Annotated in this window: 25 protein-coding genes; 7 read left to right on the forward strand and 18 right to left on the reverse strand. The window is 69.4% G+C overall.

What is annotated here, in order from left to right; genetic code table 11:
• Positions 1 to 128: ATP-grasp domain-containing protein (locus tag FFT10_RS26305; protein ID WP_306446721.1), on the reverse strand; the 128-nt coding region annotated here is incomplete at its 3' end.
• Between the two features lie 95 nt (positions 129 to 223).
• A complete protein-coding gene (locus FFT10_RS26310; RefSeq protein WP_137735862.1) occupies positions 224 to 895 on the reverse strand; it encodes a GntR family transcriptional regulator in 672 nt (223 codons plus the stop codon).
• A gap of 171 nt (positions 896 to 1,066) precedes the next feature.
• Here FFT10_RS26310 and scpA point away from each other — a divergent pair, with 171 nt between their 5' ends.
• The 7 genes from scpA (at position 1,067) to FFT10_RS26345 (ending at position 10,088) form a co-directional block, all read left to right on the forward strand.
• Positions 1,067 to 3,223 (forward strand): methylmalonyl-CoA mutase, encoded by a 2,157-nt coding sequence (scpA, locus tag FFT10_RS26315; protein ID WP_137735863.1) that lies wholly within the window; start codon positions 1,067 to 1,069, stop codon positions 3,221 to 3,223.
• 50 nt (positions 3,224 to 3,273) lie between these two features.
• Positions 3,274 to 3,762 carry a GNAT family N-acetyltransferase gene (locus FFT10_RS26320; RefSeq protein WP_137735864.1) on the forward strand — a complete coding sequence of 163 codons (489 nt, stop codon included), beginning with the start codon at positions 3,274 to 3,276 and terminating at the stop codon, positions 3,760 to 3,762.
• Positions 3,746 to 4,786, forward strand: a complete 1,041-nt coding sequence (meaB, locus tag FFT10_RS26325; protein ID WP_174246154.1) for a methylmalonyl Co-A mutase-associated GTPase MeaB — start codon at positions 3,746 to 3,748, stop codon at positions 4,784 to 4,786. The genes FFT10_RS26320 and meaB overlap by 17 nt, the downstream gene beginning before the upstream one ends.
• Before the next feature lie 24 nt (positions 4,787 to 4,810).
• The gene (locus FFT10_RS26330) at positions 4,811 to 6,343 is read left to right on the forward strand and encodes an acyl-CoA carboxylase subunit beta (protein ID WP_137735865.1); all 1,533 of its coding nucleotides are present in this window, start codon (positions 4,811 to 4,813) and stop codon (positions 6,341 to 6,343) included.
• A gap of 22 nt (positions 6,344 to 6,365) precedes the next feature.
• A complete protein-coding gene (locus FFT10_RS26335; protein WP_137735866.1) occupies positions 6,366 to 8,414 on the forward strand; it encodes an acetyl-CoA carboxylase biotin carboxylase subunit in 2,049 nt (682 codons plus the stop codon).
• A 9-nt stretch (positions 8,415 to 8,423) separates the two neighbouring features.
• Entirely contained in the window at positions 8,424 to 8,888 is a 465-nt protein-coding gene (locus FFT10_RS26340) for a VOC family protein (RefSeq protein WP_137735867.1), read from the forward strand.
• A gap of 201 nt (positions 8,889 to 9,089) precedes the next feature.
• On the forward strand, positions 9,090 to 10,088 hold the full coding sequence (locus FFT10_RS26345) for an NADP-dependent oxidoreductase (RefSeq protein WP_137735868.1): 999 nt from the start codon (positions 9,090 to 9,092) through the stop codon (positions 10,086 to 10,088).
• A gap of 19 nt (positions 10,089 to 10,107) precedes the next feature.
• Here the strand turns inward: FFT10_RS26345 and FFT10_RS26350 are convergent, their stop codons facing one another.
• The 16 genes from FFT10_RS26350 to FFT10_RS26425 are packed head-to-tail and all read right to left on the reverse strand — an operon-like array spanning position 10,108 to position 25,533.
• A complete protein-coding gene (locus FFT10_RS26350; protein WP_137735869.1) occupies positions 10,108 to 10,854 on the reverse strand; it encodes a GntR family transcriptional regulator in 747 nt (248 codons plus the stop codon).
• An 8-nt stretch (positions 10,855 to 10,862) separates the two neighbouring features.
• On the reverse strand, positions 10,863 to 11,822 hold the full coding sequence (locus FFT10_RS26355; RefSeq protein ID WP_137735870.1) for an ABC transporter ATP-binding protein: 960 nt from the start codon (positions 11,820 to 11,822) through the stop codon (positions 10,863 to 10,865).
• Complete coding sequence (locus FFT10_RS26360) at positions 11,815 to 12,825, reverse strand: ABC transporter ATP-binding protein (protein WP_137735871.1); 1,011 nt, start codon at positions 12,823 to 12,825, stop codon at positions 11,815 to 11,817. The genes FFT10_RS26355 and FFT10_RS26360 overlap by 8 nt, the downstream gene beginning before the upstream one ends.
• On the reverse strand, positions 12,822 to 13,697 hold the full coding sequence (locus FFT10_RS26365; protein ID WP_137735872.1) for an ABC transporter permease: 876 nt from the start codon (positions 13,695 to 13,697) through the stop codon (positions 12,822 to 12,824). The genes FFT10_RS26360 and FFT10_RS26365 overlap by 4 nt, the downstream gene beginning before the upstream one ends.
• Positions 13,694 to 14,707 (reverse strand): ABC transporter permease, encoded by a 1,014-nt coding sequence (locus FFT10_RS26370; RefSeq protein WP_137735873.1) that lies wholly within the window; start codon positions 14,705 to 14,707, stop codon positions 13,694 to 13,696. The genes FFT10_RS26365 and FFT10_RS26370 overlap by 4 nt, the downstream gene beginning before the upstream one ends.
• Entirely contained in the window at positions 14,707 to 15,384 is a 678-nt protein-coding gene (locus FFT10_RS26375) for a cysteine hydrolase family protein (protein ID WP_137735874.1), read from the reverse strand. Before FFT10_RS26375 ends, FFT10_RS26370 begins: the two co-directional genes overlap by 1 nt.
• Positions 15,381 to 16,985: an ABC transporter ATP-binding protein gene (locus FFT10_RS26380; RefSeq protein WP_137735875.1), complete on the reverse strand. Its 1,605-nt coding sequence runs from the start codon at positions 16,983 to 16,985 to the stop codon at positions 15,381 to 15,383. The genes FFT10_RS26375 and FFT10_RS26380 overlap by 4 nt, the downstream gene beginning before the upstream one ends.
• Before the next feature lie 10 nt (positions 16,986 to 16,995).
• Complete coding sequence (biuH, locus tag FFT10_RS26385; RefSeq protein WP_137735876.1) at positions 16,996 to 17,679, reverse strand: biuret amidohydrolase; 684 nt, start codon at positions 17,677 to 17,679, stop codon at positions 16,996 to 16,998.
• 5 nt (positions 17,680 to 17,684) lie between these two features.
• A complete protein-coding gene (locus FFT10_RS26390) occupies positions 17,685 to 18,698 on the reverse strand; it encodes a formamidase (RefSeq protein ID WP_137735877.1) in 1,014 nt (337 codons plus the stop codon).
• A gap of 16 nt (positions 18,699 to 18,714) precedes the next feature.
• Positions 18,715 to 19,644 carry an ABC transporter permease gene (locus tag FFT10_RS26395; protein WP_137735878.1) on the reverse strand — a complete coding sequence of 310 codons (930 nt, stop codon included), beginning with the start codon at positions 19,642 to 19,644 and terminating at the stop codon, positions 18,715 to 18,717.
• On the reverse strand, positions 19,641 to 20,711 hold the full coding sequence (locus tag FFT10_RS26400; RefSeq protein WP_137735879.1) for an ABC transporter permease: 1,071 nt from the start codon (positions 20,709 to 20,711) through the stop codon (positions 19,641 to 19,643). Before FFT10_RS26400 ends, FFT10_RS26395 begins: the two co-directional genes overlap by 4 nt.
• Before the next feature lie 31 nt (positions 20,712 to 20,742).
• A complete protein-coding gene (locus FFT10_RS26405) occupies positions 20,743 to 21,879 on the reverse strand; it encodes a BMP family ABC transporter substrate-binding protein (protein WP_137735880.1) in 1,137 nt (378 codons plus the stop codon).
• A gap of 59 nt (positions 21,880 to 21,938) precedes the next feature.
• The gene (hpxZ, locus tag FFT10_RS26410) at positions 21,939 to 22,331 is read right to left on the reverse strand and encodes an oxalurate catabolism protein HpxZ (RefSeq protein ID WP_137735881.1); all 393 of its coding nucleotides are present in this window, start codon (positions 22,329 to 22,331) and stop codon (positions 21,939 to 21,941) included.
• Entirely contained in the window at positions 22,328 to 23,713 is a 1,386-nt protein-coding gene (locus FFT10_RS26415) for an AtzE family amidohydrolase (protein ID WP_137735882.1), read from the reverse strand. The genes hpxZ and FFT10_RS26415 overlap by 4 nt, the downstream gene beginning before the upstream one ends.
• Positions 23,710 to 23,913: a DUF4089 domain-containing protein gene (locus FFT10_RS26420; RefSeq protein WP_137735883.1), complete on the reverse strand. Its 204-nt coding sequence runs from the start codon at positions 23,911 to 23,913 to the stop codon at positions 23,710 to 23,712. The genes FFT10_RS26415 and FFT10_RS26420 overlap by 4 nt, the downstream gene beginning before the upstream one ends.
• Before the next feature lie 15 nt (positions 23,914 to 23,928).
• Positions 23,929 to 25,533 carry an ABC transporter substrate-binding protein gene (locus FFT10_RS26425; protein ID WP_137735884.1) on the reverse strand — a complete coding sequence of 535 codons (1,605 nt, stop codon included), beginning with the start codon at positions 25,531 to 25,533 and terminating at the stop codon, positions 23,929 to 23,931.
• Between the last annotated feature and the right edge of the window lie 32 nt (positions 25,534 to 25,565).

Genomic DNA, 25,565 nt, shown 5'->3' on the forward strand with positions numbered 1-25,565 from the left:
CACACCGGCCCGCCCAGCTTCTGCGCCGCCTCCACCGCCTCCTGCACAGTGAACGCCGGCACGCCGCGCGGCACCGGCACGCCAAACTGGCGCAGGATCTCTTTACCCTGGTATTCGTGGATCTTCAAAGTGGGCTCCTCGGGTGGTGTGGGGGAAGTGTCGGGTGGGTGGCTGACCGGAAGCTGATCGCATCGGGGCCTGTGTGAAGCGGTTCGGCGCCGGGTCAGCCGGCGGCAGCCGCCAGGCCGTTGTCGAAGTGGGCGCGCATCAGGCGCGTGGCCTCGGCCGGGTTGCGGGCGGCGATGGCGGCCATCACCGCGCGGTGCTCGGCCAGGCTCTCGGCCAGCCGGCCTTGCTTGAACAGCGACAGGTGGCGGTTGAGCTTCATCACCTTGCGCAGGTCCATCACGATCTGCGCGCTCCAGCGGTTGCCCGCCAGTTCCAGCAGGCGCAGGTGGAACTGCTCGTTGGTGTCGAAGAAGGCATCGCGCTGGCGCACCTGCTTCTCCAGCCGGTCGTGCAGGGCCTGCAGGTCGGCGATCTGGGCATCACTGCCGTGCGCGGCCACGCGGCCGGCGGCGTCACTCTCCAGCAGGGCCATCAGGTGGTAGACCTGCGCCACGTCGGTGGTGCTCATCTCGGTGACATAGGCACCGCGGCGCACCTTCATCGTCACCAGGCCTTCCACGGCCAGCACCTTCAGCGCCTCCCGCAGGGGGGTGCGGCTGATGCCGTACTCGGCGGCGATCTTCAGCTCGTCGATCCAGGCGCCGGGCTCCAGCTCGCGGTTGAAGATCTGCTGGCGCAGGCGCTCGGCCACGTCCTGGTACAGGGCGCGGGGCGTCAGCGGGCCACCCTTGGGTGGCTTGGTGGCCGGCGCGGCGGTGGCGGGCAAGGCGGTGGGCTCCGATGTGGGGTGCGTTGGCGGTGGTGCGGACGATTGTCAGCCACAACGCGGGAATTGAATTCATAATTATGCATCATGTATCATGACAGGCAAGATGACAGGTGGCGCCCGGCCGCCTGCGGGCCTGCCAGGCCCAGCGCACGCACCAAGGATTCCGCCATGTCGAACGCCCCCGAGTTCAACCCCGCCACGCTGGAGCAATGGGCCAAGGCGGCTGCCAAGTCTGCCCCCGGTGGTGACGTGGCAGCGCTGAACTGGACCACGCCCGAAGGCATCACCGTCAAGCCGCTGTACACCGCGGCCGACACCGCCGCGCTGCCGCACACCGACACGCTGCCTGGCTTCGAGCCCTTCATCCGCGGCCCGCAGGCCACTATGTATGCGGTGCGGCCCTGGACCATCCGACAGTACGCCGGCTTCTCCACCGCTGAGGAAAGCAATGCCTTCTACCGCAAGGCCCTGGCCGCCGGCGGGCAGGGTGTCAGCGTGGCCTTCGACCTGGCCACCCACCGCGGCTACGACAGCGATCATCCGCGGGTGACGGGTGATGTCGGCAAGGCCGGCGTGGCGATCGATTCGGTCGAGGACATGAAGATCCTGTTCGACCAGATCCCGCTGGACAAGGTGAGCGTCAGCATGACCATGAACGGCGCCGTGCTGCCGGTGCTGGCCGGCTATGTGGTGGCGGCGGAAGAGCAGGGCGTGCGCCAGGACCAGCTGGCCGGGACCATCCAGAACGACATCCTCAAGGAGTTCATGGTCCGCAACACCTACATCTACCCGCCCGAGCCGTCGATGAAGATCATCGGCGACATCATCGAGTACACGGCCAAGCACATGCCGAAGTTCAACTCGATCTCCATCAGCGGGTACCACATGCAGGAAGCCGGCGCCAACCAGGCGCTGGAGCTGGCCTTCACGCTGGCCGACGGGCAAGAGTACGTGCGCACCGCCATCGCCAAGGGCATGGATGTGGACGACTTCGCCGGCCGCCTGAGCTTCTTCTGGGCGATCGGGATGAACTTCTACCTCGAGATCGCCAAGATGCGGGCCGCCCGCCTGTTGTGGACGCGCATCATGAAGGGCTTCCACGCCAAGAACCCGAAGAGCCTGATGCTGCGCACCCACTGCCAGACCAGCGGCTGGAGCCTGACCGAGCAGGACCCGTACAACAACGTGGTGCGCACCACGGTGGAGGCGATGGCCGCGGTGTTCGGCGGCACGCAGAGCCTGCACACCAACAGCTTCGACGAGGCCATCGCGCTGCCCACCGAGTTCTCGGCCCGCATCGCCCGCAACACCCAGCTGATCATCCAGGAAGAGACCCACATCACCAACGTGGTCGACCCCTGGGCTGGCAGCTACATGATGGAGTCTCTGACGCAGGAGATGGCCGACAAGGCCTGGGCCATCATCGAGGAAGTCAACGCCATGGGCGGCATGACCAAGGCGGTGGACAGCGGCTGGGCCAAGCTGAAGATCGAGGCCAGCGCGGCCGAGAAGCAGGCCCGCATCGACAGCGGCAAGGACGTGATCGTCGGGGTCAACAAGTACAAGCTGAAGACCCAGGATGCGGTCGAGGTGCGCGAGGTCGACAACGTGGCGGTGCGCGACAGCCAGATCGCCCGGCTGCAGCAGATCAAGGCCACGCGTGACGGCGCCAAGGTGCAGGCCGCGCTGGCCGCGCTGACCGCCGCTGCCCAATCGGGCCAGGGCAACCTGCTGGCGCTGAGCATCGATGCCATCCGCCTGCGCGCCACCGTGGGCGAGGTCAGTGATGCGCTGGAGGCGGTGTACGGCCGCCACCGTGCCGACATCCAGAAGGTGACCGGCGTCTATGCCGCCGCCTACGATTCCGCCGAGGGCTGGGACAAGCTGAAGGCCGAGATTGCCGCCTTTGCCGACGAACAGGGCCGCCGCCCGCGGGTGATGATCGCCAAGCTGGGCCAGGACGGCCATGACCGTGGCGCCAAGGTGGTGGCCACCGCGTTTGCCGACCTGGGCTTCGACGTCGACATGGGACCGCTGTTCCAGACACCCGAGGAATGCGCCCGCCAGGCCATCGAGAACGACGTGCATGCGGTGGGCGTGTCCACCCTGGCCGCCGGCCACAAGACCCTGGTGCCCGCCATCATTGCCGAGCTGAAGAAGCAGGGCGCCGACGACATCATCGTCTTCGTCGGTGGCGTGATCCCGGCGCAGGACTACGGCTTCCTGTTCGATGCCGGCGTCAAGGGCGTGTACGGCCCCGGCACGCCGATCCCGGCCAGCGCCAAGGATGTGCTGGAGCAGATCCGCAGCGCGGTCGCCGCCTGACAGCGCCACACCAGACGCCGACCCGGGCCGACACGCACCACCGCCGCACGATGTCCAACACGTCTGGCCCGGGCGCCACTGCCCTGTCGCTGGCCCCGGCCTACGACGACGACTTCGAGGCCCTGCTGTCGCTGCGCATGGCGGCCATGCAGGAGAGCCTGCAGCGCCTGGGCCGCTTCGACCCGCAGCGCGCGCGTGAGCGGCTCAGCCGGGCCTTCGAGCCGGCGCACACCCGCCACATCCTGCAGGGCAGCGAGCGGGTCGGCTTCGTGGTGGTGCTGCCGCGCATGGACCACCTGGTGCTGGACCACCTCTACATCGCTCCGCCGGCGCAGGGCCAGGGCATCGGCAGCTGGGTGATGTCCCAGGTGATCGATGAAGCCGACCGGCTGGGCCTGTCGGTCCGGGTGACGGCGTTGAAGCACAGCGATGCCAACCGCTTCTACCAGCGCCACGGCTTCGAGCTGCAGCACGCCAGCGACTGGGACCTGCACTATGTGCGCCCTGCCGCCGGGGACCGCGATGACGGCCCCTATTGATCCGGTGGTCACGCTGCCGGCCGCCGACCAGGGCCTGCATGCCGACGTCACCGGTGCCCCCGGTGCGGCCCAGCGCCGTGCGGTGGCCAAGACCATCACCCTGCTGGAATCCACCCGGCCTGACCACCGCGCCCGCGCCGATGCGCTGCTCAATGCCCTGCTGCCGCACAGCGGCCGCAGCTTCCGCCTGGGCATCAGCGGCGTGCCGGGCGTGGGCAAGAGCACCTTCATCGAGGCGCTGGGCCTGTTTCTGATCGAACGGGGCCACCGGGTGGCGGTGCTGGCGGTCGACCCGTCGTCCAGCATCAGCGGTGGCTCCATCCTGGGCGACAAGACGCGCATGGAGCGGCTGTCGATGGACACCCGCGCCTACATCCGCCCCAGCCCCAGCAGCGGCACGCTGGGCGGCGTGGCCGAGAAGACCCGCGAGGCCATGCTGGTGTGCGAGGCGGCGGGGCACGATGTGGTCATCGTCGAGACCGTGGGCGTGGGCCAGAGCGAGACTGCGGTGGCCGGCATGACCGACATGTTCGTGCTGCTGCAGTTGCCCAACGCCGGTGACGACCTGCAGGCCATCAAGAAGGGCGTGATGGAGCTGGCCGACCTGGTGGTGATCAACAAGGCCGACCTGGATGAGGCCGCGGCCACCCGGGCACGGGCGCAGATCAGTTCGTCATTGCGCTTGATCGGCATGCATGGCAACCCCGACCACCTGCACCACGACCAGCAGGTCTGGCACCCGGACGTGATGCAGCTCAGCGCACTCAAAGGCTCCGGCCTGGCCGAGTTCTGGGCCGCCATCACCCGCTTCCGCGATCTGCAGACCGCCAACGGCCGCCTCGCCGCCCGCCGCCAGCTGCAGGACCAGGCCTGGATGTGGAGCCTGATCGACGCTGGCCTCAAGCAGCGGTTCAAGGCCCATCCGGCGGTGACCACCGCGCTGCCCCAACTCACCGGCGATGTGCATGCGGGGCGCATGGCGGCGTCCGTCGCGGCACGCCGCCTGCTCGACCTGTTCCATTGACATCCGAACGAGGAGAACCTCCCCATGCATGACATCCAACAGAAGCTCGAGGCCATGCGCGCCGAGGCCCGCCTGGGCGGCGGCACCAAGCGCATCGCCGCGCAGCATGCCAAGGGCAAGCTCACCGCCCGCGAGCGGCTGGAACTGCTGCTCGACGAAGGCACGTTTGAAGAATGGGACATGTTCGTCGAGCACCGTTGTGCCGACTTCGGCATGGACCAGAACAAGATCCGCGGCGACGGCGTGGTCACCGGCTACGGCATGATCAACGGCCGCCTGGTGTTCGTCTTCAGCCAGGACTTCACCGTCTTCGGCGGTGCGCTCTCCGAGGCGCATGCCGAGAAGATCTGCAAGGTGATGGACCAGGCGATGAAGGTGGGCGCGCCGGTGATCGGCCTGAACGATTCGGGCGGCGCCCGCATCCAGGAAGGCGTCGCGTCACTCGGTGGTTATGCCGACGTGTTCCAGCGCAACGTGATGGCCAGCGGCGTGATCCCGCAGATCAGCATGATCATGGGCCCGTGTGCCGGCGGCGCGGTGTACTCGCCCGCCATGACCGACTTCATCTTCATGGTCAAGGACAGCAGCTACATGTTCGTCACCGGCCCCGAGGTGGTGAAGACGGTGACGCACGAGGAAGTGACCGCCGAGGAACTGGGCGGCGCCGGCACCCACACCAGCCGCAGCGGCGTGGCCGACCTGGCCTTCGAGAACGATGTCGAGGCCATCCTGATGCTGCGGCGGTTCTACAACTACCTGCCGCTGAACAACCGCGAGAAGCCGCCGGTGCGGCCCAGCGCCGACCGTGCAGACCGGCTGGACCCGAGCCTGGACACCCTGGTGCCCGACAACCCGAACAAGCCCTACGACATCAAGGAACTGATCCTGAAGGTGGTGGACGACGGCGACTTCTTCGAACTGCAGCCCGAGCATGCCAAGAACATCGTCATCGGCCTGGGCCGCATGGAAGGCCAGACCGTGGGCATCGTGGCCAACAACCCGATGGTGCTGGCCGGCTGCCTGGACATCAAGAGCAGCATCAAGGCCGCACGCTTCGTGCGCTTCTGCGATGCCTTCAACATCCCGGTGGTCACCTTTGTCGACGTGCCCGGCTTCATGCCCGGCACCAGCCAGGAGTACGGCGGCATCATCAAGCACGGCGCCAAGCTGCTGTACGCGTACGCCGAGTGCACCGTGCCCAAGGTGACGGTGATCACCCGCAAGGCCTACGGCGGCGCGTATGACGTGATGAGCAGCAAGCACCTGCGCGGCGACGTGAACTTCGCCTGGCCGAATGCCGAGATCGCGGTGATGGGCGCCAAGGGCGCGGTGGAGATCATCTTCCGCGAAGACAAGAACGACCCGGTGAAGCTGGCCGCCCGCGAGGCCGAATACAAGGCCCGGTTCGCCAACCCCTTCGTGGCCGGCAGCCGCGGCTTCATCGACGACGTGATCCAGCCGCACGAGACGCGCAAGCGCATCTGCCGCAGCCTGGTGATGCTGCGTGACAAGAAGCTCGAGAACCCGTGGCGCAAGCACGGGAACATCCCGCTCTGATCACGCGCTAGGAGACTTCAACATGTTCAAGAAAATCCTGATCGCCAACCGCGGCGAGATCGCCTGCCGCGTCATCAAGGCCGCCAAGAAGATGGGCATCGCCACCGTGGCGGTGTACTCCGAGGCCGACCGCGACGCCCGCCATGTGGACCTGGCCGACGAGGCGGTGTTCATCGGCGCCGCGGCCAGCCGCGAGAGCTATCTGGTGATGGACAAGATCATCGCCGCCTGCAAGTCCACCGGCGCCCAGGCGGTGCACCCGGGCTACGGCTTCCTGTCGGAGAACGAGGACTTCGCCCGCAAGGTGGAAGAGGAGGGCATCACCTTCATCGGCCCCAAGCACCACAGCATCGCCGCGATGGGTGACAAGATCGCCAGCAAGAAGCTGGCGGCCGAGGCCAAGGTCAACACCATCCCGGGCTGGAACGCGGCCATCGAATCGCCCGAGCGGGCGGTGGAGATCGCCGGGGACATCGGCTACCCGGTGATGATCAAGGCCAGTGCCGGCGGCGGCGGCAAGGGCCTGCGGGTGGCCTGGAACGACAAGGAAGCCTTCGAAGGTTTCAGCGCCTGCACCAACGAGGCCCGCAACAGCTTCGGCGACGACCGCGTCTTCATCGAGAAGTTCGTCGAGAGCCCGCGCCACATCGAGATCCAGATCCTGGGCGATGCCCACGGCAACGTGGTCTACCTGCACGAGCGAGAGTGTTCGATCCAGCGCCGCCACCAGAAGGTGATCGAGGAAGCGCCGTCGCCCTTCATCAGCGAGGCCACGCGTGCGGCCATGGGCGCGCAGGCGGTGGCCCTGGCCAAGGCGGTGCAGTACCAGAGCGCCGGGACGGTGGAGTTTGTGGTCGGCAAGGACCAGAGCTTCTACTTCCTGGAAATGAACACCCGGCTGCAGGTGGAGCACCCGGTCACCGAGAGCATCACCGGCGTCGACCTGGTGGAGCAGATGATCCGCGTGGCGGCGGGCGAGAGGCTGCCGTTCACCCAGGACCAGATCCCGCGCCGCGGCTGGTCCATCGAGTGCCGCATCAACGCCGAAGATCCGTTCCGCAACTTCCTGCCCAGCACCGGCCGCCTGGTGCGCTACCAGCCGCCGGCCACCACGATGGAAGCCAGCCAGCCGGTGCCTGAAGGCGGCGGCGTGCGGGTGGACACCGGGGTGGAAGAGGGCGGCGAGATCCCCATGTTCTACGACTCGATGATCGCCAAACTGATCGTGCACGGTGCCGACCGGCTGGACGCCATCGCCAAGATGCGCGCCGCGCTCAACGGCTTCGTGATCCGCGGCGTGTCCAGCAACATCCCGTTCCAGAGCGCGCTGCTGGCCCACCCCAAGTTCGTCTCGGGCGACTTCAACACCGGCTTCATCGCCGAGCACTACCCCAAGGGCTTCCGTGCCGAGGACGTGCCGCACGACGACCCCGATTTCCTGGTGGCGCTGGCGGCGGCCACCTACCGCCTGTACCGCGAGCGCGCGGCCGGCATCTCGGGCCAACTGCCCGGGCATGGTGTGCAGATCGGCCAGCAGTTCGTGGTGGTGGTCAAGGGCGTGGCCGGCGTGCACCGGCATGTGCCGGTGGTCGTCCAGATGCGCGGCCAGACCGGCGGCCTGGCGTCGCTGACGGTCACGGTGCATGGCCGGCCGGCCTATGCCATCAGCACCGACTGGTCGTTCGGCGGCATCCGTGCCGCCGGCAGCTGCAACGGCCATGCCTTCACCGCCCAGGTGGAGCGCCAGGGCCTGTGGATGCGGGTGGCGCACAACGGCCTGGCCATCGAGGCGCAGGTGGTGAATGCCCGTGCGGCCGAGCTGTTGCGGGTGATGCCGTTCAAGGCCCCGGCCGACATGAGCAAGTTCCTGCTGTCGCCGATGCCGGGCCTGCTGGTGGACGTGGCGGTACAGCCTGGCCAGACGGTGCAGGCCGGTGAGCGGCTGGCGGTGATCGAGGCAATGAAAATGGAGAACATCCTCACCGCCAGCCAGGACGGCATCGTCAAGGAGGTGCTGGCCGCCAAGGGCGAGAGCCTGTCGGTCGATCAGCCCATCATCGCCTTTGCCTGAGGAACTGCCATGGGCGCCAAACCTTTCAAGATCCTCGGCATCCAGCAGATCGCCATCGGCGGCCCCGACAAGGCCAAGCTCAAGAGCCTGTGGGTGGACATGCTGGGCCTGACGGTGAAGAGCACCTTCGTGTCCGAGCGTGAGAACGTCGACGAGGACATCTGCCAGCTGGGCAGTGGCCCCACGGCGGTGGAAGTCGACCTGATGCAGCCGCTGGACCTGGAGAAGAAGCCGGCGGTGCACACCACGCCGCTGAACCATGTGGGCCTGTGGGTGGACGACCTGCCCAAGGCGGTGGAATGGATGACGGCCAACGGCGTGCGCTTCGCGCCTGGCGGCATCCGCAAGGGCGCCGCCGGCCACGACATCACCTTCATCCACCCCAAGGGCAATGAGCAGTTCCCGCTGGGCGGCGAGGGTGTGCTGATCGAGCTGGTGCAAGCGCCGCCCGAGGTGGTGGCAGCGCTGGGTTGAGCTTCTGAATGGGGTTCGTTGCGGCAGTTGCCGGTTCACCATCTTCAGCACGAGGATGAACGCCTCGGTCGTGCCTGAGCGCAGGGCCTCCCGGCCCGGCGCGATCGCCCAGACTCAGCGACCGCAACGAGCCCGGAACAGCCGCAATTCACAGGCCGTTGTGGTGCAGGCAGACTGGCGGTCCCGAACACAGGAGACCGCATGACCGCCACCAACCGCCAGATCCAGCTCGCCAGCCTGCCCACTGGCAAGCTGGGCCCTGAACATTTCCAGCTGGCCGAGGCGCCGATGCCGGTGCCTGGCGACGGCGACGTGCTGCTGAAGGTGCTGATGATCAGCCTGGATGCTGCCAACCGCGCCTGGATGCAGGGCGCCACCTACCGCGCAGCGCTGGCCGCCGGGCAGGTGATGGCCGGCGGCAGCATCTCGGAAGTGGTGACCTCCAATGCGCCCGGCTTCGTCCCCGGTGACCTGGTGTTTGCCGACACCGGCTGGCAGCAGTACACCGCGCTGCCGGCCAAGCTGCTCACGAAGCAGCAGCGCCGCGGCCCGCTGAGCCACCTGCTCAGCGTCTACGGCATCGCCGGGCTCACCGCCTATTTCGGCCTGCTGCAGGTGGGCCGCCCGAAGGCGGGCGAGACGGTGGTGGTCTCGGCCGCTGCCGGGTCGGTGGGCAGCCTGGTCGGCCAGATCGCCAAGATCCAGGGCTGCCGGGTCGTCGGCATTGCCGGCGGTGCCGCCAAGTGCGCCTGGCTGCAGACCGAGCTGGGCTTCGACGCGGTGGTCGACTACAAGGCCGGCAACCTCAACGGCCAGCTCAAGGCGGCGGCGCCCGGTGGCATCGACGTCTACTTCGACAACGTGGGCGGCGACATCCTGGAAGCCTGCCTGTTCCGCATGAACCTCGGCGGCCGCGTGGCCTGCTGCGGCGCGGTGTCGCAGTACGACGGTGCGCCGCCGGCCCATGGCCCGCGTGGGGTGCCGGGGCTGATCGTCACCAAGCGGTTGACGCTGCAGGGCTTCGTGCTGTTCGACTTCGCCGCCCAGTTCGATGCTGCGCTGGGTGCGTTGCAGGGCTGGGTGGAGAGCGGCCGGCTCAAGGTGCCCGAGGACATCATCGATGGCCTGGAGAACACGCCGGCTGCACTGATCGGCCTGCTGGCGGGCGAGAACGTGGGCAAGCGCATGGTGCGGGTCTAGCCGCAGGCCCGCGGCGTCCCTATCCCGCCTGCTTCAGCACCGCCGCCCGCTCCACCCGGCTGCGCTCGCGCGCCTCCAGCAGCGCATGCAGGGTGATCTTGCGCACCTCCAGCTTGCTCTGCTCGATGTGGCTTCTCAGCAGCAGCTTGGCCGCATCGGGCTTGCGCTGGATGACGGCGCGCAGGATCTTGGCGTGCTCGGCATAGGTGGCATGGATGCGGTCGCCGCGGGTGAAATCGAGCCGGCGCACGATGCGGATGCGCTCGGTCACGTCCTGGTGCACCCGGGCCATCTCGCGGTTGCCGGTGGCGGCCACCAGCTGGGCATGGAACTGCTCGTCCAGCGCGCCCACCGCATGGCCGTCGGCCAGGCGCTGCTCTTCGGGCACCAGCCACACCGCCTTCAGCGCCTGCAGCTCGGCCGGCTCGTCGGCGCGGTGGGCCAGGCGGTCCAGGCTGGCAGTTTCCAGCACGATGCGCAGGTCGTAGAGCTGGTCGAGCCGGTCGAAGTCGATCGGCTTGACGAACCAGCCGGCCTTGCTCTCGACATCCAGGAAGCCCTCGTTGCGCAGGCGGAACAGCGCCTCGCGCACCGGCGTGCGGCTCACGCCCAGGCGGGCGCCGATGTCGGTCTCGCTGAAGCGGTCGCCCGGCACCCACAGGAAATCATGCAGCTCGGCCTTGATCTGGGCATAGACCTGCTCGGCCAGCGCGGCGCGGGGCTTGGCGTCGGTGGCAGTGCCCAGGGTGGCGGATCGGTGTGGCATGGTCGCCATCATGCGGCAAAGTGGCAGGCCGCCAGATGCTGGGCGCTGCCGTGCCAGGCCGGCGCCTCGCGGCCGCAGCGGTCGGTGCCACTGCCGCAGCGGCCATGGAAGCGGCAGGCCGATGCCGGCGGGTCGATCGGGCTGGCCACCTCGCCCACCAGCTGGATGCGCGGCCCCTGGCCGGGGATGGCCGACACCAGGGCCCGGGTGTAGGGGTGGCGCGGTGCGCGGAACACCTGCTCCGACGGCCCCACCTCCACCAGCTTGCCCAGGTACATCACCGCCACCCGGTCGGTGAGCAGGCGCACCACGTTCAGGTCGTGCGAGACGAACAGCACGCTCAAGCCCAGCTCGCGGCGCAGCCGGTCCAGCAGCTGCAGCACCACCGCCTGCACCGACACATCCAGCGCCGCGGTGGGTTCGTCCAGGATCAGCAGCTGCGGCTGCACCGCCAGCGCCCGGGCGATGCCCACCCGGGCCTTCTGCCCGCCCGACAGCTGGTGCGGATAGCGCGCCAGCAGCTCGGCCGGCAGGCCCACCTGGGCCGCCACCTGCTGCACCCGCTGCGCCAGTGCCTCGCCCCCCAGGCCGGCCAGCAGGCGCAGCGGCTCGGCGATGCTGTCGTGCGCGGTGTAGCGCGGGTTCAGGCTGTCGGTCGGATCCTGGAACACCATCTGGATGGCCGGGCGACGTGCATGGCGGGCAAAGCGTGCGGCGGGGATGGCCGCCAGGTCGTCGCCGTCGAAGACGATGCGGCCTTCGGTCGGATCGTGCAGCCGCGCCAGCAGGCGCACCAGGGTGCTCTTGCCGCAGCCCGACTCACCGACCAGGCCCAGGCTCTCGCCGCGGCCGATGACCAGGTTCACATCGTCCACCGCATGCAGCTGCGCGCCGCGCCGGCCGCCCACGGCGCCTTTGACCGGAAAGCGCTTGTGCAGTCGCTCCACCTGCAGCAGCGGCTCAGCCATCGGCCAGCTCCGGTGTGACGGCGTCCAGCGGGTGCCAGCAGGCCACGGCATGGGTGGTGCCGCCATCCAGCGGCGGGCGCTGGCTGTGGCAGCGGCTGTCGGCGTGGGCGCAGCGGCCGGCAAAGCGGCAGGCGGGCAGGTCGCTGCGGCGCAGGTCGGGCAGTTGGCCGGGTACCGGTTCCAGGCTCTGGATGCTGCTGTTGGCGCCGGGCGTGCTGCTCATCAGCCGGGCGGTGTAGGGGTGGCGCGGCATGCTGAACAGCGACCGGGTGGGGGCCGACTCCACCACATGGCCGGCATGCATCACCACGATGCGGTCGCAGTAGTCGGCGGCCAGCGCCAGGTCATGGGTGATGAACAGCGTGGCCATCTGTCGCTCCCGCGCCAGGCCGGTGATCAGGTCCATCACCGCGGCCTGGGTGGTCACGTCCAGGCCGGTGGTGGGCTCGTCGGCGATCAGCAGGCTCGGCCGGCAGGCCAGGGCCAGGGCGATCATCACCCGCTGGCACATGCCGCCGCTCAGCTCGAAGGGGTGGGCGCTGGTGCGGCGCTCGGGGTCGGCGATGGCCACATCGCGCAGGGCCTGCACGCTGCGTTCACGCAGGCTGCGGCCCAGGTCGGGGCTGGTGGCTGCGGCATGGCGGCGCAGCACGTCCTGCAGCTGGTCACCCACGGTGCGGATCGGGTTCAGCGCGGTGCGCGGGCTCTGGAACACCATGCTGATCTCGCGCCCGCGCAGGCCGGCCAGCGTGGCCTCGTCGGCCTGCAGCAGGTCCATGCCGCCGAAGACTGCGGTGCCGGCGGTGACCTGGGCCGCTGCATCGCTGATGCCCAGCAGCGCATAGCTCAGCACGCTCTTGCCCGATCCGCTCTCGCCCACCAGGCCGACGATCTCGCCCTTGCGCAGCGTCAGGTCCACGCCTTCCAGCGCCCGCACCGTGCCGCTGCGGGTGCGGAATTCCAGGCTGAAGCCGCGCACGTCGAGCAGGGGTGGCTGGCTCATGTGCGTTTCCTCGGGTCGAACACGTCGCGCAACGCATCCCCCAGCAGGTTGAAGGTGAACACCGCCAGCATCAGCGCCGCACCGGGGAACAGGCTGACCCACCATTCACCGCTGACGATGAACTGCGCGCCTTCGGCCACCAGGATGCCCCACTCGGCCTCGGGCGGGCGCACGCCCAGGCCGATGAAGCTCAGGCCCGCCGCATTCAGGATGGCCCAGCCCATGTTCAGGCTCAGCTGCACCATGGCCGGCGGCAGGGCGTTGGGGAACAGGTGGCAGGCCAGGATGCGCCAGTCGCTGTTGCCCGACAGGCGTGCCGCCTCCACCCAACCGGCGTTGCGCCGCACATTGGCCTCGGCCCGCGCCACGCGGATGTAGAACGGCAGGTTGATGATGGCTGTGGCCAGCACGATGTTGCCCACGGTGTTGCCCAGCGCCGCCACGATGCCCATGGCCAGCACGAACAGCGGAAACGCCATGATGGTGTCGGACAGCCGGGTGACCAGGCGGTCCCACCAGCCGCCGAAGTAGCCCGCCGCCAGCCCCAGCGGCATGCCGATGGCGAAGGACACCGCCACCGCGCCCAGCGCCAGGCCCAGGTCGAGCCGGGTGGCCACCACCACGCGCGAGAAGATGTCGCGCCCCAGTGCGTCGGTGCCGAACCAGTGCGCAGCCGACGGCGGCTGCAGTGCCACCGCGGCGTTGGTCGCCAGCGGGTCGTGCGGCACCAGCGCCGGCCCCACCAGCGCCAGAAGCACGAAGAACACGAACAGCGCCGCGGCGATGCCGGTGACCGGGTTCTCCGACAGCACATGCCGCAGGTGGCTGCGGGTGGGCGCGGGTGGCGTGGACGGGGCGGGCAGGGCGCTCATGCCGAGACATCCACCCGCGGGTCGATCAGGCCATACAGCACATCCACCAGCAGGTTCAGCAGCACGAACAGGATGCCCATCGCCAGCACGAAGCCCTGCACCGGCGCATAGTCGCTGGCGGTCAGCGCGTCGATGGCATAACTGCCCACGCCGGGCCAGCCGAACACCTTCTCGACGATCACGCTGCTGCCCAGCATGAAGCCGAACACCATGCCCAGCGTGGTGACCACCGGCAGCAGCGCATTGCGCAGCGCGTAGGTGATCAGCACGGTGCTGCGCGTCAAGCCAGAAGCGCGCGCGGTGCGCACGAAGTCGGCCGACAGCACCGCCAGCATCGATGCGCGTGTCATCCGGGCGATCGGCGCCAGCACGAACAGCGCCATCGTCACCACCGGCAGGATCATCTGCCGTAAGCACGCCCACCACAGCGCGCCGTCACCAGCCAGCGCGGCATCCACCAGGTACAGGCCGGTGATGCCTGGTGGCGGCGAGAACATCGGGTCCAGGCGGCCCAGCGGGCTGGGCGCCCAGCCCAGCAGGAAGTAGAAGACATAGGCCAGCAGCAGCCCGGTGAAGAAGGTGGGCAGCGAGACGCCGGCGGTGGTCAGCACCCGGCAGAGCTGGTCGATCCAGCTGCCAGGCCGGGTGGCGGCCAGCACGCCCAGCGGCAGCGCCACCGCGCAGGCCAGCACCAGAGCCAGGAAGACCAGTTCCAGGCTGGCGGGCAGGCGCTGCAGCAATTCCGTCAGCACCGGCTGGCCGGTGCTGATCGACAGGCCCAGGTCGCCCTTGGCCAGCGCACCCAGGTAGCTGAAGAACTGCTCGACCATCGGCCGGTCCAGCCCCAGCTGGGCGCGCACCTGGGCCACCGCCTCCTGCGTGGCCGCGGCGCCGGCGAAGTAGGCGGCCGGGTCGCCCGGCAGCGCGCGGGTCAGCACGAAGGTGATCACCACCACCCCGGCCAGGTTGGGCAGCGCGGCCAGCAGGCGGGTGAGGATCAGGCGCAGCATCAGGCGCCGTCCGGCAGCGCGGCCAGCACCGCCGCCAGCGGGGCGGCCCAGCCGACGATGCCGCCTTGTGCCACCACCATCTCGATGGTGGCGGCCTTGAACGCCGGGAAGTAGCTGGCGGTGGCCTCTTCCACCAGCAGACAGTCGTAGCCGCGGTCGTTGGCCTCGCGCAGCGTGGTCTGCACGCAGACCTCGGTGGTGACGCCGGCCACCACCAGCTGGGTCACGCCGCGGGCCTGCAGTTCGGCCTGCAGCGGGGTGGCGTAGAACGCGCCCTTGCCGGGCTTGTCGATGACGATCTCACCGTCGATCGGCGCCAGTGTGGGGATGATCTGGTTGCCTGGCTCGCCGCGCACCAGCAGCCGCCCGCCAGGGCCCGCATCGCCGATGCGCAGGCTGGGGTTGCCTCGGGAGCGTTTCGCCGGCGGGCAATCCGACAGGTCGGGCAGGTGGGATTCGCGGGTGTGCACCACCGGCCAGCCCCGGGCGCGCCAGGCCTGCAACAGCGCCAGCGTGGGGCCGACGGCGGCCTCCAGCAGTGACACGTCGTTGCCCAGGCTCTCGCCAAAGCCGCCGGGCTCGATGAAGTCCCGCTGCATGTCGATGATCACCAGCGCTGCGCGGCCGGGCTGCAGGTCGAACTGGAACGGGCGGGCGGCGATGGGCGTGGTGCTCATGCGGCCTCCTTGTGCTGCGCGGCGGCAGCCACGCTGGCCGGACTGTCGGCCACTGCCACCACCGCATGCCCGCCGGCGTGTCCCCCCATGTGCCGGCCGATGTCGTGCCGGTCAGCGCCGGCCGCGGCGCAGGCATGCACCAGCCGGCCGCCGCTCATCACCACGATGCGGTCGGCCACATGCAGGAGTTCGTCCAGATCTTCGCTGACCATCAGCACCGCGGCGCCACGGTTGCGCGCGGCCACCAGGCGGGCATGCACCTCGGCCACGGCGGTGAAATCGAGCCCGAACACCGGGTTGCTGACCAGCAGCACGTCGGCGTCGTCGCTCAGCTCACGCGCCAGCACCGCGCGCTGCACGTTGCCGCCCGACAGCGAGCCGATCGGTGCGCCCTCGCCCTGGGTCTTGACGCGGTAGGTGGCGATCAGCGCCCGCGCCCGCCTGGCCAGTGCGCCTGGCACCCGCAGCCCGGCGTGGGCGAAGGGCGGCTCGTCGAAGCTGCGCAGGCCGATGTTGTCGGCCACGCTCATGCTGGCCACGCAGGCATTGCGCAGCGGCTCCTCGGGCAGGCCGCGCACCTTCAGGTCGCGGTTCTGGCGCCGGGTGGCGGTGTAGATCTGACCATTGACGGTGACCGTGCCGCCGGCGCGCCGGCGCTGGCCGGCCAGGGCCTCCATCAGCTCGCGCTGGCCGTTGCCCGAGACACCGGCCACACCGACGATCTCGCCGGCATGCACGTCCAGGTCCAGCCCGTCCACCGCCGTCTCGCCGCGGTCACCGTCGACGGTGAAGCCGCGCAGCGCCAGCCGCACCGGCCCGGGCGGCTGGGCGCTGCGCTGCAGGGTTGCCGCGCCGGTGGCCTCGCCCCGTGCGCTGGCGTCCTCGCCCACCATGCTGGCCGCCATCTCGGCCGGCTGCGTGCCGGCCACGGCGCGGCTGTCGACCAGCCGGCCGCGGCGCAGCACCGTCACGTCGTCGGCAAAGGCCATCACCTCGCGGAACTTGTGGGTGATCATCACCACGCTGCACTGGCCGGCATGGGCGCGGTCGCGCAGCGCGCCCAGCACCTCGTCGGCCTCCTGCGGCGTCAGCACGCTGGTGGGCTCGTCCAGGATCAGCAGGCGCGGTTTCAGGAACAGCTGCTTCAGGATCTCGAGCTTCTGCTTCTCGCCGGCCGACAGCGCCTGCGGCGTGGCATCCAGATCGAGCTGGAACGGCGCGGTGGCCATGAAGGCCTGCAGCTCGGCGCGCACCGCTGTCCAGTCGATGACGGCCGGCAGCGCGCCGCGGGCGATCAGCAGGTTCTCGGCCACCGTCATGCCCGGCACCACGGTGAAGTGCTGGTAGACCATGCCGATGCCCAGTGCCCGTGCCACCGTGGGGGCGTGGATGTCGTGCTCGCGGCCATCGAGCAGCACCGCACCGTCGTCGGGCCGCTGGTAGCCGACGATGCACTTCACCAGCGTGCTCTTCCCCGCGCCGTTCTCGCCGAGCAGCGCATGCACCGTGCCGGGCCGCACATGCAGCGACACGCCGTCCAGCGCGGTGAAGGCGCCGAAGCGCTTGGTGAGGTGGACGGTCTCCAGCGACAGGGCGGTCATGGGCGGTCCCTCACAAGGCCGAGATGGCTTCGACGATGGCGGCGGCGTTGCTGACCGCGCCGAACACGCCGCCCTGCATCGTCACCATCTTCAGCGCGGCCTGGTGGTTGCCCAGATCGGTGGCGCCAGTGGCGTCTTCGACGATCGCGCATTCGAAGCCACGGTCATTGGCCTCGCGCATGGTGGTGTGCACACACACGTCGGTGGTGATGCCGGTGAGCACCAGGTTGCGGATGCCGCGGGTGTGGAGGATCAATTCGAGATCGGTGGCGCAGAAGCTGCCCTTGCCCGGCTTGTCGATCACCACCTCGCCGGGCAGCGGCGCCAGCTCGGGGATGATCTGCCAGCCCGGTTCACCCCGCACCAGGATGCGGCCGCAGGGGCCGGCATCACCGATGCCTGCGCCGATGCGCTGGCTGCGCCAGCGCTTGTTGGCCGGCAGGTCCGACAGGTCGGGCCGGTGGCCTTCGCGGGTGTGGATCACCGGCGCGCCCTTGGCGCGGAAGGCTTCCAGCAGCCGGCTGATCGGGCCGATCGGCGCGCGGGTCAGCGAGATGTCGTAGCCCATGGTGTCGACATAGCCGCCGACACCGCAGAAGTCGGTCTGCATGTCGATGACCACCAGGGCGGTGTTGTCGGCGCGCAGCGCGCCGTCGAACGGCCAGGGGTAAGGGGTGGAGGCGATGTGGGGCATGGCCGCTACTCCACGGGGTTGGGTTCTGGCCCGCGGTAGGTGCGGGTCGGCGCGTCGAAGCCGCAGGGCGTGCCATCGCGCACCTGGATGCTGGCGTCCCAGGGCAGCTTGTAGCGGCCGGCAACCATGTCCTGCATGAAGGTGTAGGGGCAATCTTGCGCACCGCCCTGCACCGCCACATAGCCGCGGTGGTACAGCTGGTAGGGGTTGTTCTCCACGCCCCACACCGCGCGGGCCTCGCGCACCAGATCGGGCCGCAGCTCGGCGGTGATGATCTCGTCGACCCGTCCGCCGCCTTCGGCCAGCACCGTGCCGTCGAGGTGGCAGAACATGCCTTCGCCCATGCTGTCGAAGCTGCCGTCCGATCCGCAGAGGCAGACGCTGGCGGTCTGCGCGAGGTTTTGAAAGGCGTTGCTCTGGTTGGTGATCTTCCACGCATGCCGGATCGGCGCTGTGTAGCCTGCTGTGCGCAGGATGATCTCCGCACCCTTGTACGCAGCCTCGCGGGCCATCTCGGGGAACATGCCGTCGTGGCAGATGATCAGGCCGATCTTGCTGCCCTTGGGCCCGTCGCACACCGGCACGCCCATGTTGCCGGGCTCCCAGGGCTCGACCGGCACCCAGGGGTGCAGCTTCCGGTAGTACAGCTTGACCTGGCCCTGGTCGTCGATGATCAGGCCGGTGTTGTAGGGGTTGCCGTGCGGGTTGTGCTCCATGATCGAGAAGCAGCCCCAGATGCGGTGCTCCACGCAGGCGGCCTTGAACATTGCCACCTCGGGGCCGTCCATCGTCACCATCAATTCCCGGTCGGTGCGCATCGACAGCCCGTGCAGCGCGTACTCGGGGAACACCACCAGGTCCATCGTGCCCTGGTTGCGCCGGGCCTTGCCCACCATCCACACGATGCGCTCGGCCTGCGCCCGCAGCTGCGCCGGTGTTTCCACCAGCGGCAGCTGCAGCTGCACCAGGCCCACCACCACGCCGTTCGGCGATTTGTTCAAGCCACCCAATCCGGTCATGCTCGGTCCTTGTCGGTCAATGTGAAACGCCCAGCTCCGCCGGTGCACCCTGCAGGCTGCGCCGTGGTGAGCAGGCCCACACCAGGATGGCCAGCGTCAGCACATAGGGCACGGCGTTGAACAGGTGGTAGTAGCCGGTGACACCCACCGACTGCAGGGCCGGGCCGAGCGCGCCGGCGCCACCGAACAGCAGGGCCGCCCAGAGGCAGCGCACCGGGTGCCAGCGGGCGAAGATCACCAGCGCCACCGCGATCAGGCCCTGGCCCGAGGACAGCGCCTCGTTCCAGCTGCCCGGGAAGTACAGCGACAGCGACGCCCCGCCCAGCCCGGCGATGAAGCCACCCGCGGTGGTGGCGGCGATGCGCACGCCGTTGACCGACGTGCCCTGGGCCCGCGCCGCATCGGCCGAGTCACCCACCATGCGCACGGTGAGCCCCCAGCCGGTGTTCTTCAGCGCCCAGGCCAGGGCCAGGGCCATGGCCACGCCGATCGGGAACAGCGCGTTGATGGCCAGGGCCGATCCCACCGCGCCCTGCGGCTCGGCGCCCAGCCAGGCGCCCAGCGGGATGGCCGGGATTTGCGCAGCCTGCGGCTGGATCAGCGGCTTGCCCAGATAGAAGGCCAGGCCGCCGCCCAGCAGCATGATGGCGATGCCGGCAGCGATGTCATTGACCCGTGGCAGGCTGCTGACGAGGCCATGCAGCAGCGCGATCAGCGCACCGCTGAACCCGGCAGCCAGCACGCCCAGCCACCACACGCCGGTGAGGTAGCTGGCGCCGAAGCCGGCCATGGCCGAGAACACCAGCACGCCTTCCAGCCCCAGGTTGATGCGGCCGGCCTTCTCGGTGAGGCACTCGCCCAGGCTGACGAACAGAAACGGCGTGCCCACCCGGATGGCGCCGCCCAGCACGGCCACCAGCACATCGAACCAGGCCATGCCGGTCATGCGGGCGCTCCTGCGGTGGCCGGCATCGGCCGGCGGATGCTGAACAGCTCACCCAGCCGGCCGCGCAAGGCTTCGCTGGCCAGGATGAACACGAAGCAGAAGCCCATCAGCACCTGCACGCTGGCATCGGGCAAGCCCATGCGCCGCTGCAGCAGGCTGCCTGCGGCCAGGAAGCCGCCAAACAGGATGGCCACCGGCACGATGGCCAACGGCTGGTGCCGCGCCACGAAGCTGACCAGGATGCCGGTGTAGCCCAGGCCGACGATCAGCGAGGCATTGGCCGCCGTGTGCACTGCCGCCACCTCGATGCCACCGGCCAGGCCCGCGCAGGCGCCGCCCAGCGCGCAGGCGGTGATGATCAGCCGGGTGGCTGGCAGGCCGACGAGTTGCGCCGCCCGCGGGTTGCCACCCACCACCCGGGTGGCAAAGCCGTGGGTGGTGGCCAGCAGCCACAGCCCGGCGGCGATGCACAGCGCCACGCCCCACACCAGGCCCCAGTGCACATCCCAGCCGCCCAGGGTGCCGATGCGCAGGCTCTCTTCCAACGGCAGGGTGGACGGCTTGTTCAGGCTGGCCGGGTCGCGCAGCGGCCCTTCGACAATGTGCTTGAACAGCGCGATCGCGATGTAGCCCAGCAGCAGGCTGCTGATCGTCTCGTTGACGCCGCGCCACTGGCGCAGCCAGCCGGCCAGCGCGATCCAGGCCGCGCCGGCAGCGGCCGCGGCCAGCAGCATCAGCCCGGTGCCGGCCGCGCCACCAGGCAGTGGCAGGGCCGAGGGCAGGGCGGCACAGGCCAGACCGCCCAGCACCAGCGCGCCCTCGCCCCCGATCACCGTGAGCCCGGCGCGCGCCGGGATGGCCACGCAGAGGGCGGTCAGCATCAGCGGCGCGGCGCGTTGCAGCGTGTTCTGCAGCGAGAAGGCATCGCCGAAGGCGCCGAGGAACAGCAGGCGCCAGGCCTGCACCGGATCCTGCCCGTTGAACCAGACGAACAGCCCGAACAGGCCCAGGCCACCGGCCAGGGCCAGCACTGGCAGGGCCAGGGATTCCAGCGTGGGATGTTTCATCGGCATGCCCTCCTCGGTGCTGCGGGGTGGGTCAGGCTTTTCCGATGACGCCTTCGATCAGGTAGTTCATGCCTTCCAGCTCGATGTCGGTCTGCTTGAAGGCCTTGCCCTTGGGGACCACCACCTTGCCGGTGTTGTCCTTCAGCTCGCCGGCAAAGATGTCGAAGCTGCCGGCGATCATCTTGGCGCGGATGTCCTCGGCGTTCTTGCGCGCGCCCTCGGGCACCATCGATCCGTAGGGCGAGCTCTTGACAAAGCCGTCCTTCAGCCCGCCGCGCACGAAGTTGGGGTGCGGCTTGCCGGTGCGTGCGGCCTCCAGGATGCGGGTGTAGGCGGTCAGCCAGTTCCACTCCGCCCCCGTCAGATAGGCGTTGGGCGCCAGCTTGGCTTGGCTGGCGTGGTAGCCGCAGACCATCTTGCCGCGTTTGGCCGCCGTCTCGACGATCACCTTGGGGCTGTCCACATGCATGGTGAACACGTCCACGCCCTGGTCGCTGAGGCTGTTGGTGGCCTCGGCCTCCTTCACCGGCATGCTCCAGTCGCCGGTGAAGATGGCGTTGCAGGTGATCTTGGGGTCGACCGAGCGCGCGCCCATGGTGAAGGCATTGATGTTGCGCAGCACCTGCGGGATCGGCTTGGCCGCGATGAAGCCGATCTTCTTGCTCTTGCTCATGTGGCCGGCGATCACGCCGTTCAAGTACTGCGCCTCGTCGATGTAGCCGAAGAAGCTGCCGGTGTTGGCCGGGTGCTTGCCCTGGGTCCACATGCCGCCGCAGTGGGCGAAGCGCACCTTCTCGTTCTTGGCCGCCATGGCCAGCATGTGCGGGTCGAAGTAGCCGAAGCTGGTGGGGAACAGCAGGGCGGCGCCGTCCTGGCTGATCATGCCCTGCATGCTCTTCTGCACGGCCTGGGTCTCGGGCACGTTCTCTTCCTCGACCACCTTCACGCCGGCCAGCTTCTTCAACTGGGCCGCGGCCTCAGCGTGCGCCTGGTTGTAGCCGAAGTCGTCACGCGGGCCGACGTAGATGATGCCCACGGTGATCGGCGCCTGCGCCCAGGCCTGGCGCAGCGCACCGGGCAGGGCCAGCGAGGCACCGGCCAGCGCACCGCCGGCCAGCAGGCGGCGGCGTTGCAGGTCGGCCAGCAGGGTCTTGTTGGAATCGGTCATGGTCTCTCGCTCCTGTGTGAATCGGGTGTTGGACGGGTCAAGGGCGGCGGGTCGGCAGCTCAGGCGGGGGGATCGATCAGCGACACATGGGCCGCCACCACCTGCCAGCCCGCGGGCATGCGCACCCAGGTCTGGCTCTGGCGGCCGACCTTGGTGCTGCCCTCGCGGCGGAAGGTGGTCATTGCGGTGGCCATGTCGCGGCCGAAGGTGGTGATGACGGTGTCGTGCAACTGCCGGGCCAGGCCCACGGCCGGCCGGGCGACGCGGAAGGCGCGGATGGCGGCGATGCCGTGCAGGTTCTCGGCTGCGCCGTAGCGCACGGTGTGGTCGCTGGGCCAGAACAGGGCATCCAGCTCGTCGACCAGGTTGTTCACCAGTGCGTGTTCGTAACGGGCGAAGACAGCGGTCACTTCCGCATGCACCTCGGGCAGGTTGATGTCGGTGTGGCTCATGGAAGCTCCGCAATCGGCGCGCTGCACATGCCCTGCGCTTCCAGCGCAGCGGCCACACGCAGGCACAGGTCTTCGCGCCAGGGCGCGGCGATGAGTTGCACGCCGATGGGCAGGTGCGGCGCGGCCGGGTTGCAGCCCCACAGCGGCACGGTGGCCACCGGCAGGCCGATGCAGCTGATCGGCTGCGTCAGCAGGCCCATGCTGGCGCGGGCCGGCAGGCGCTGGCCGCCGATCTCCAGCCACTCGGTGCCGATGGCCGGCGCGGTGCAGGGTGTGGCCGGCGCGATCAGGATGTCCACCGTCTGGAAGGCCTTGGCCACCCGGCGGGCGAACCAGTGCCGCACCCGCTGGGCCTGCACCGTCCACGCGGCCGGAACCAGCGCATTGGCCAGGAAGCGGTCGCGCGTGTGGGGGTCGAAATCCTGCGCGCGGCTGCGCAGGTCGGGCAGGTGCAGCGCGCCGCCCTCGGCGCAGGTGATCAGGAAGGCGGCGGCGCGGGCGCGCTGCACCTCGGGCAGTTCCACCAGCCGGGTGGTGCCCAGGGCCTCGGCCACGCGGTCGACTGCGCTCAGCGCCTCGGGGTTGGCCATCTCGCGGAACCAGCCGCCCAGCACGCCGATCCGCAGGCCACCGGCGCCGCGGTCCAGCGTGTCGGCGGTGGGCTCGATGCTGCGCTGGGCGCAGGCCGGGTCGTCGACGTCGGGGCCTTGCAGCAGGTCGTAGCACAGGGCCAGGTCGGCCACGCTGCGCGCGAACGGACCGAGATGGTCCAGGCTGGCCACGAAGGGGTAGCTGCCGGTGCGCGGCAGGCGGCCGTAGGTGGGTTTCAGGCCATAGGTGCCGCACAGCGACGCCGGCACGCGGATGCTGCCGTTGGTGTCGCTGCCCAGCGTCAGCGGCACCTGGCCGGCAGCCACCGCGGCGGCCGATCCGCCCGACGAGCCGCCGCTGATTCGCGCCAGGTCATGCGGGTTGTGGCAGGCGCCGGCATGGCTGTTCTCGGTGGTGAAGCCGTAGGCGTACTCGTCCATGTTCAGCGCGCCCACCAGCACAGCGCCCTCGGCCTCCAGGCGGCGCACCAGCACCGCATCGCGCCGCGCTGGCGCGGCCGTGGCCTCGATCTTCGAGCCGGCCAGCGTGGCGATGCCGGCCACGTCGAACAGGTTCTTCACCGCAAACGGCACACCCGCCAGGCGCATGCGGCTGCGGCGCGGGCTGGCATCGACCAGGTCGGCGCGCTTGAGCGCCCGCTCTTCCAGCACGGCCGTGAAGGCGTTCACCCGCCCGTCGGTGGCGGCGATGGTGGACAGACTGAGCTGCACCGCGGCGCGTGCGCTCAGCGTGCCGGCGCGCACCGCGGCGGCTGTGGTCACAGCGGTCATGGTGCGCCCTCGCCCAGGTCGGGGCTGACCGGCTGGAACACGTTGCCCGACTCATCGGCCGGCGTCAGCGGCAGGCCGTTGACCAGCGCGGCCATGTCGGCCGCCAGCGTGAAGAAGCGGGTCACGCCGGGCCGCTGCTCGGCGGTGATCTTCAGGCCCAGCGTGGCCGCTGCGGCGTCGATGTAGGCAGTGTGGTCCATCGGCGGTCGCCTTGGTCAGGCCTTGAACAGCTGCCGGTAGTCGGGCTGCAGGTGGAACCAGTACTGGTAGCCCTGCACGTCCTTCTGCATCGCCACGTCCATGGTGGGCTGCATGATCGGGATGCGCGGCACCTCGTCGTAGGCCAGCTGGATCATCTCCTTCACTGCGCCCTCGTAGATCGGCTTGCTCTCGGCGAAGCGGGCGTTGGTGATCAGCTTGTCCAGCTTGGGGTTCTGGTAGCCCATGGTGTTGAACACCGCGTTCTGGCCGTGGTAGCACCAGAAGAAGAAGTACTCCGGATAGTCCAGCCAGCCGCCGAAGCGGTTGATCAGCATCGGCATGTCCTTCTTCAGCAGCGCGGCGCGCCAGGTGGCCCCGGGGATCTTGTTGATCTGCACCTTGATGCCGATGGTGGCCAGCGCCTCCTGGATCAGCACCGCCATCGGCTCGCCGACGGTAGCGCCGCCCAGGTCGAAGCTGAGCGTGGTCTCCAGCCCGCCGGCCAGGCCGGCCTCGGCCATCAGCGCCTTGGCCTTGGCCACGTCGGTCTTGTACTGGGTGGGCTGCGGCCAGGCGATGGTCTTGACCGGGCCGGCCGCGCCATACAGCTTGTTGGCGCGCTGGTAGATGGCGTTGTCGAACAGCTTGTCGTAAGGCAGCACCCAGGCCACGGCCTGGCGCACCTTGGGGTTGTCGAACGGCGGCTTGTTGACGTTCATGCCCAGGTAGAACATCGCGTTCTCGATGGGCATCGAGGTCACCTTGACCGCCGCGCCCTCGCGCGCCAGCTCGCTGAAATCCTTGGGCGGCAGGTCGAAGGTGATGTCGATGTCGCCCTTGAGCAGCAGCGCGCGGCGGTTGCCGGCGTTGGGCACGTCGCGCTGGACGATTCGGCGCAGCTTGGGCAGCGGGCCGCACTTCCAGTCGTCATTGCGCACGTAGACGATTTCCTGGCCCGAGCGCCAGCTCTCCACCTTGAAGGCGCCGCCGCCTGCCACGTTGTTGCGTGTCCAGAGCAGGCCCCAGGGGTCCTGCGGCGTGGCGTTCTTCTTCACCAGCTCGCTGTTGAAGATGCTGGGCACCGGCACCGCCAGGTCGGGCATGCTCAGCTTGTCGCGGCGGATGAACTTGACGCGGAAGGTGTGGTCGTCCACCACCTCGAACTGCTCGGGCTTCTCCAGCGATCCGGCCGCCATCTGGAAGGTGGGAAAGCCGCCCACGGTGACGGCGCGGTCGAAGCTCCACTTCACGTCCTTGGCGGTCACCGGCGTGCCGTCGTGGAACTTGGCGTTCTTGCGCAGCTTGAAGGTGACCGAGTTGCCATCGGGTGCCATCTGCCAGCTCTCGGCCAGCTCGGGTTCCAGCTTGTCGCGGTCGTAGACGATGCGGCCGTCGGGCAGCTTCTTCTTGCCGTAGGTCATCAGCCGGTCGTAGCAGACCCAGCTCACGCCATAGCTCGGCCGGTTGGCGCCCACGGTGTGGATGTCCAGCGAGTTGGGGCCGAACTCGTTGGCCACCACCAGCACGTCCTTGGGGCGGGCCTGGGCGGCGGCGCCCAGCGGCAGGGCGCCCGCCAGCGAGCCGGCGGCGGTGTGGGACAGGAACTGGCGTCGTTGCATCGCGGTGTCTCGGTGTCGTGATGGAAGGGCGG

Origin of the sequence: Pseudaquabacterium pictum (genome assembly GCF_005403045.1) — a bacterium.
GTDB lineage: Bacteria > Pseudomonadota > Gammaproteobacteria > Burkholderiales > Burkholderiaceae_C > Pseudaquabacterium > Pseudaquabacterium pictum.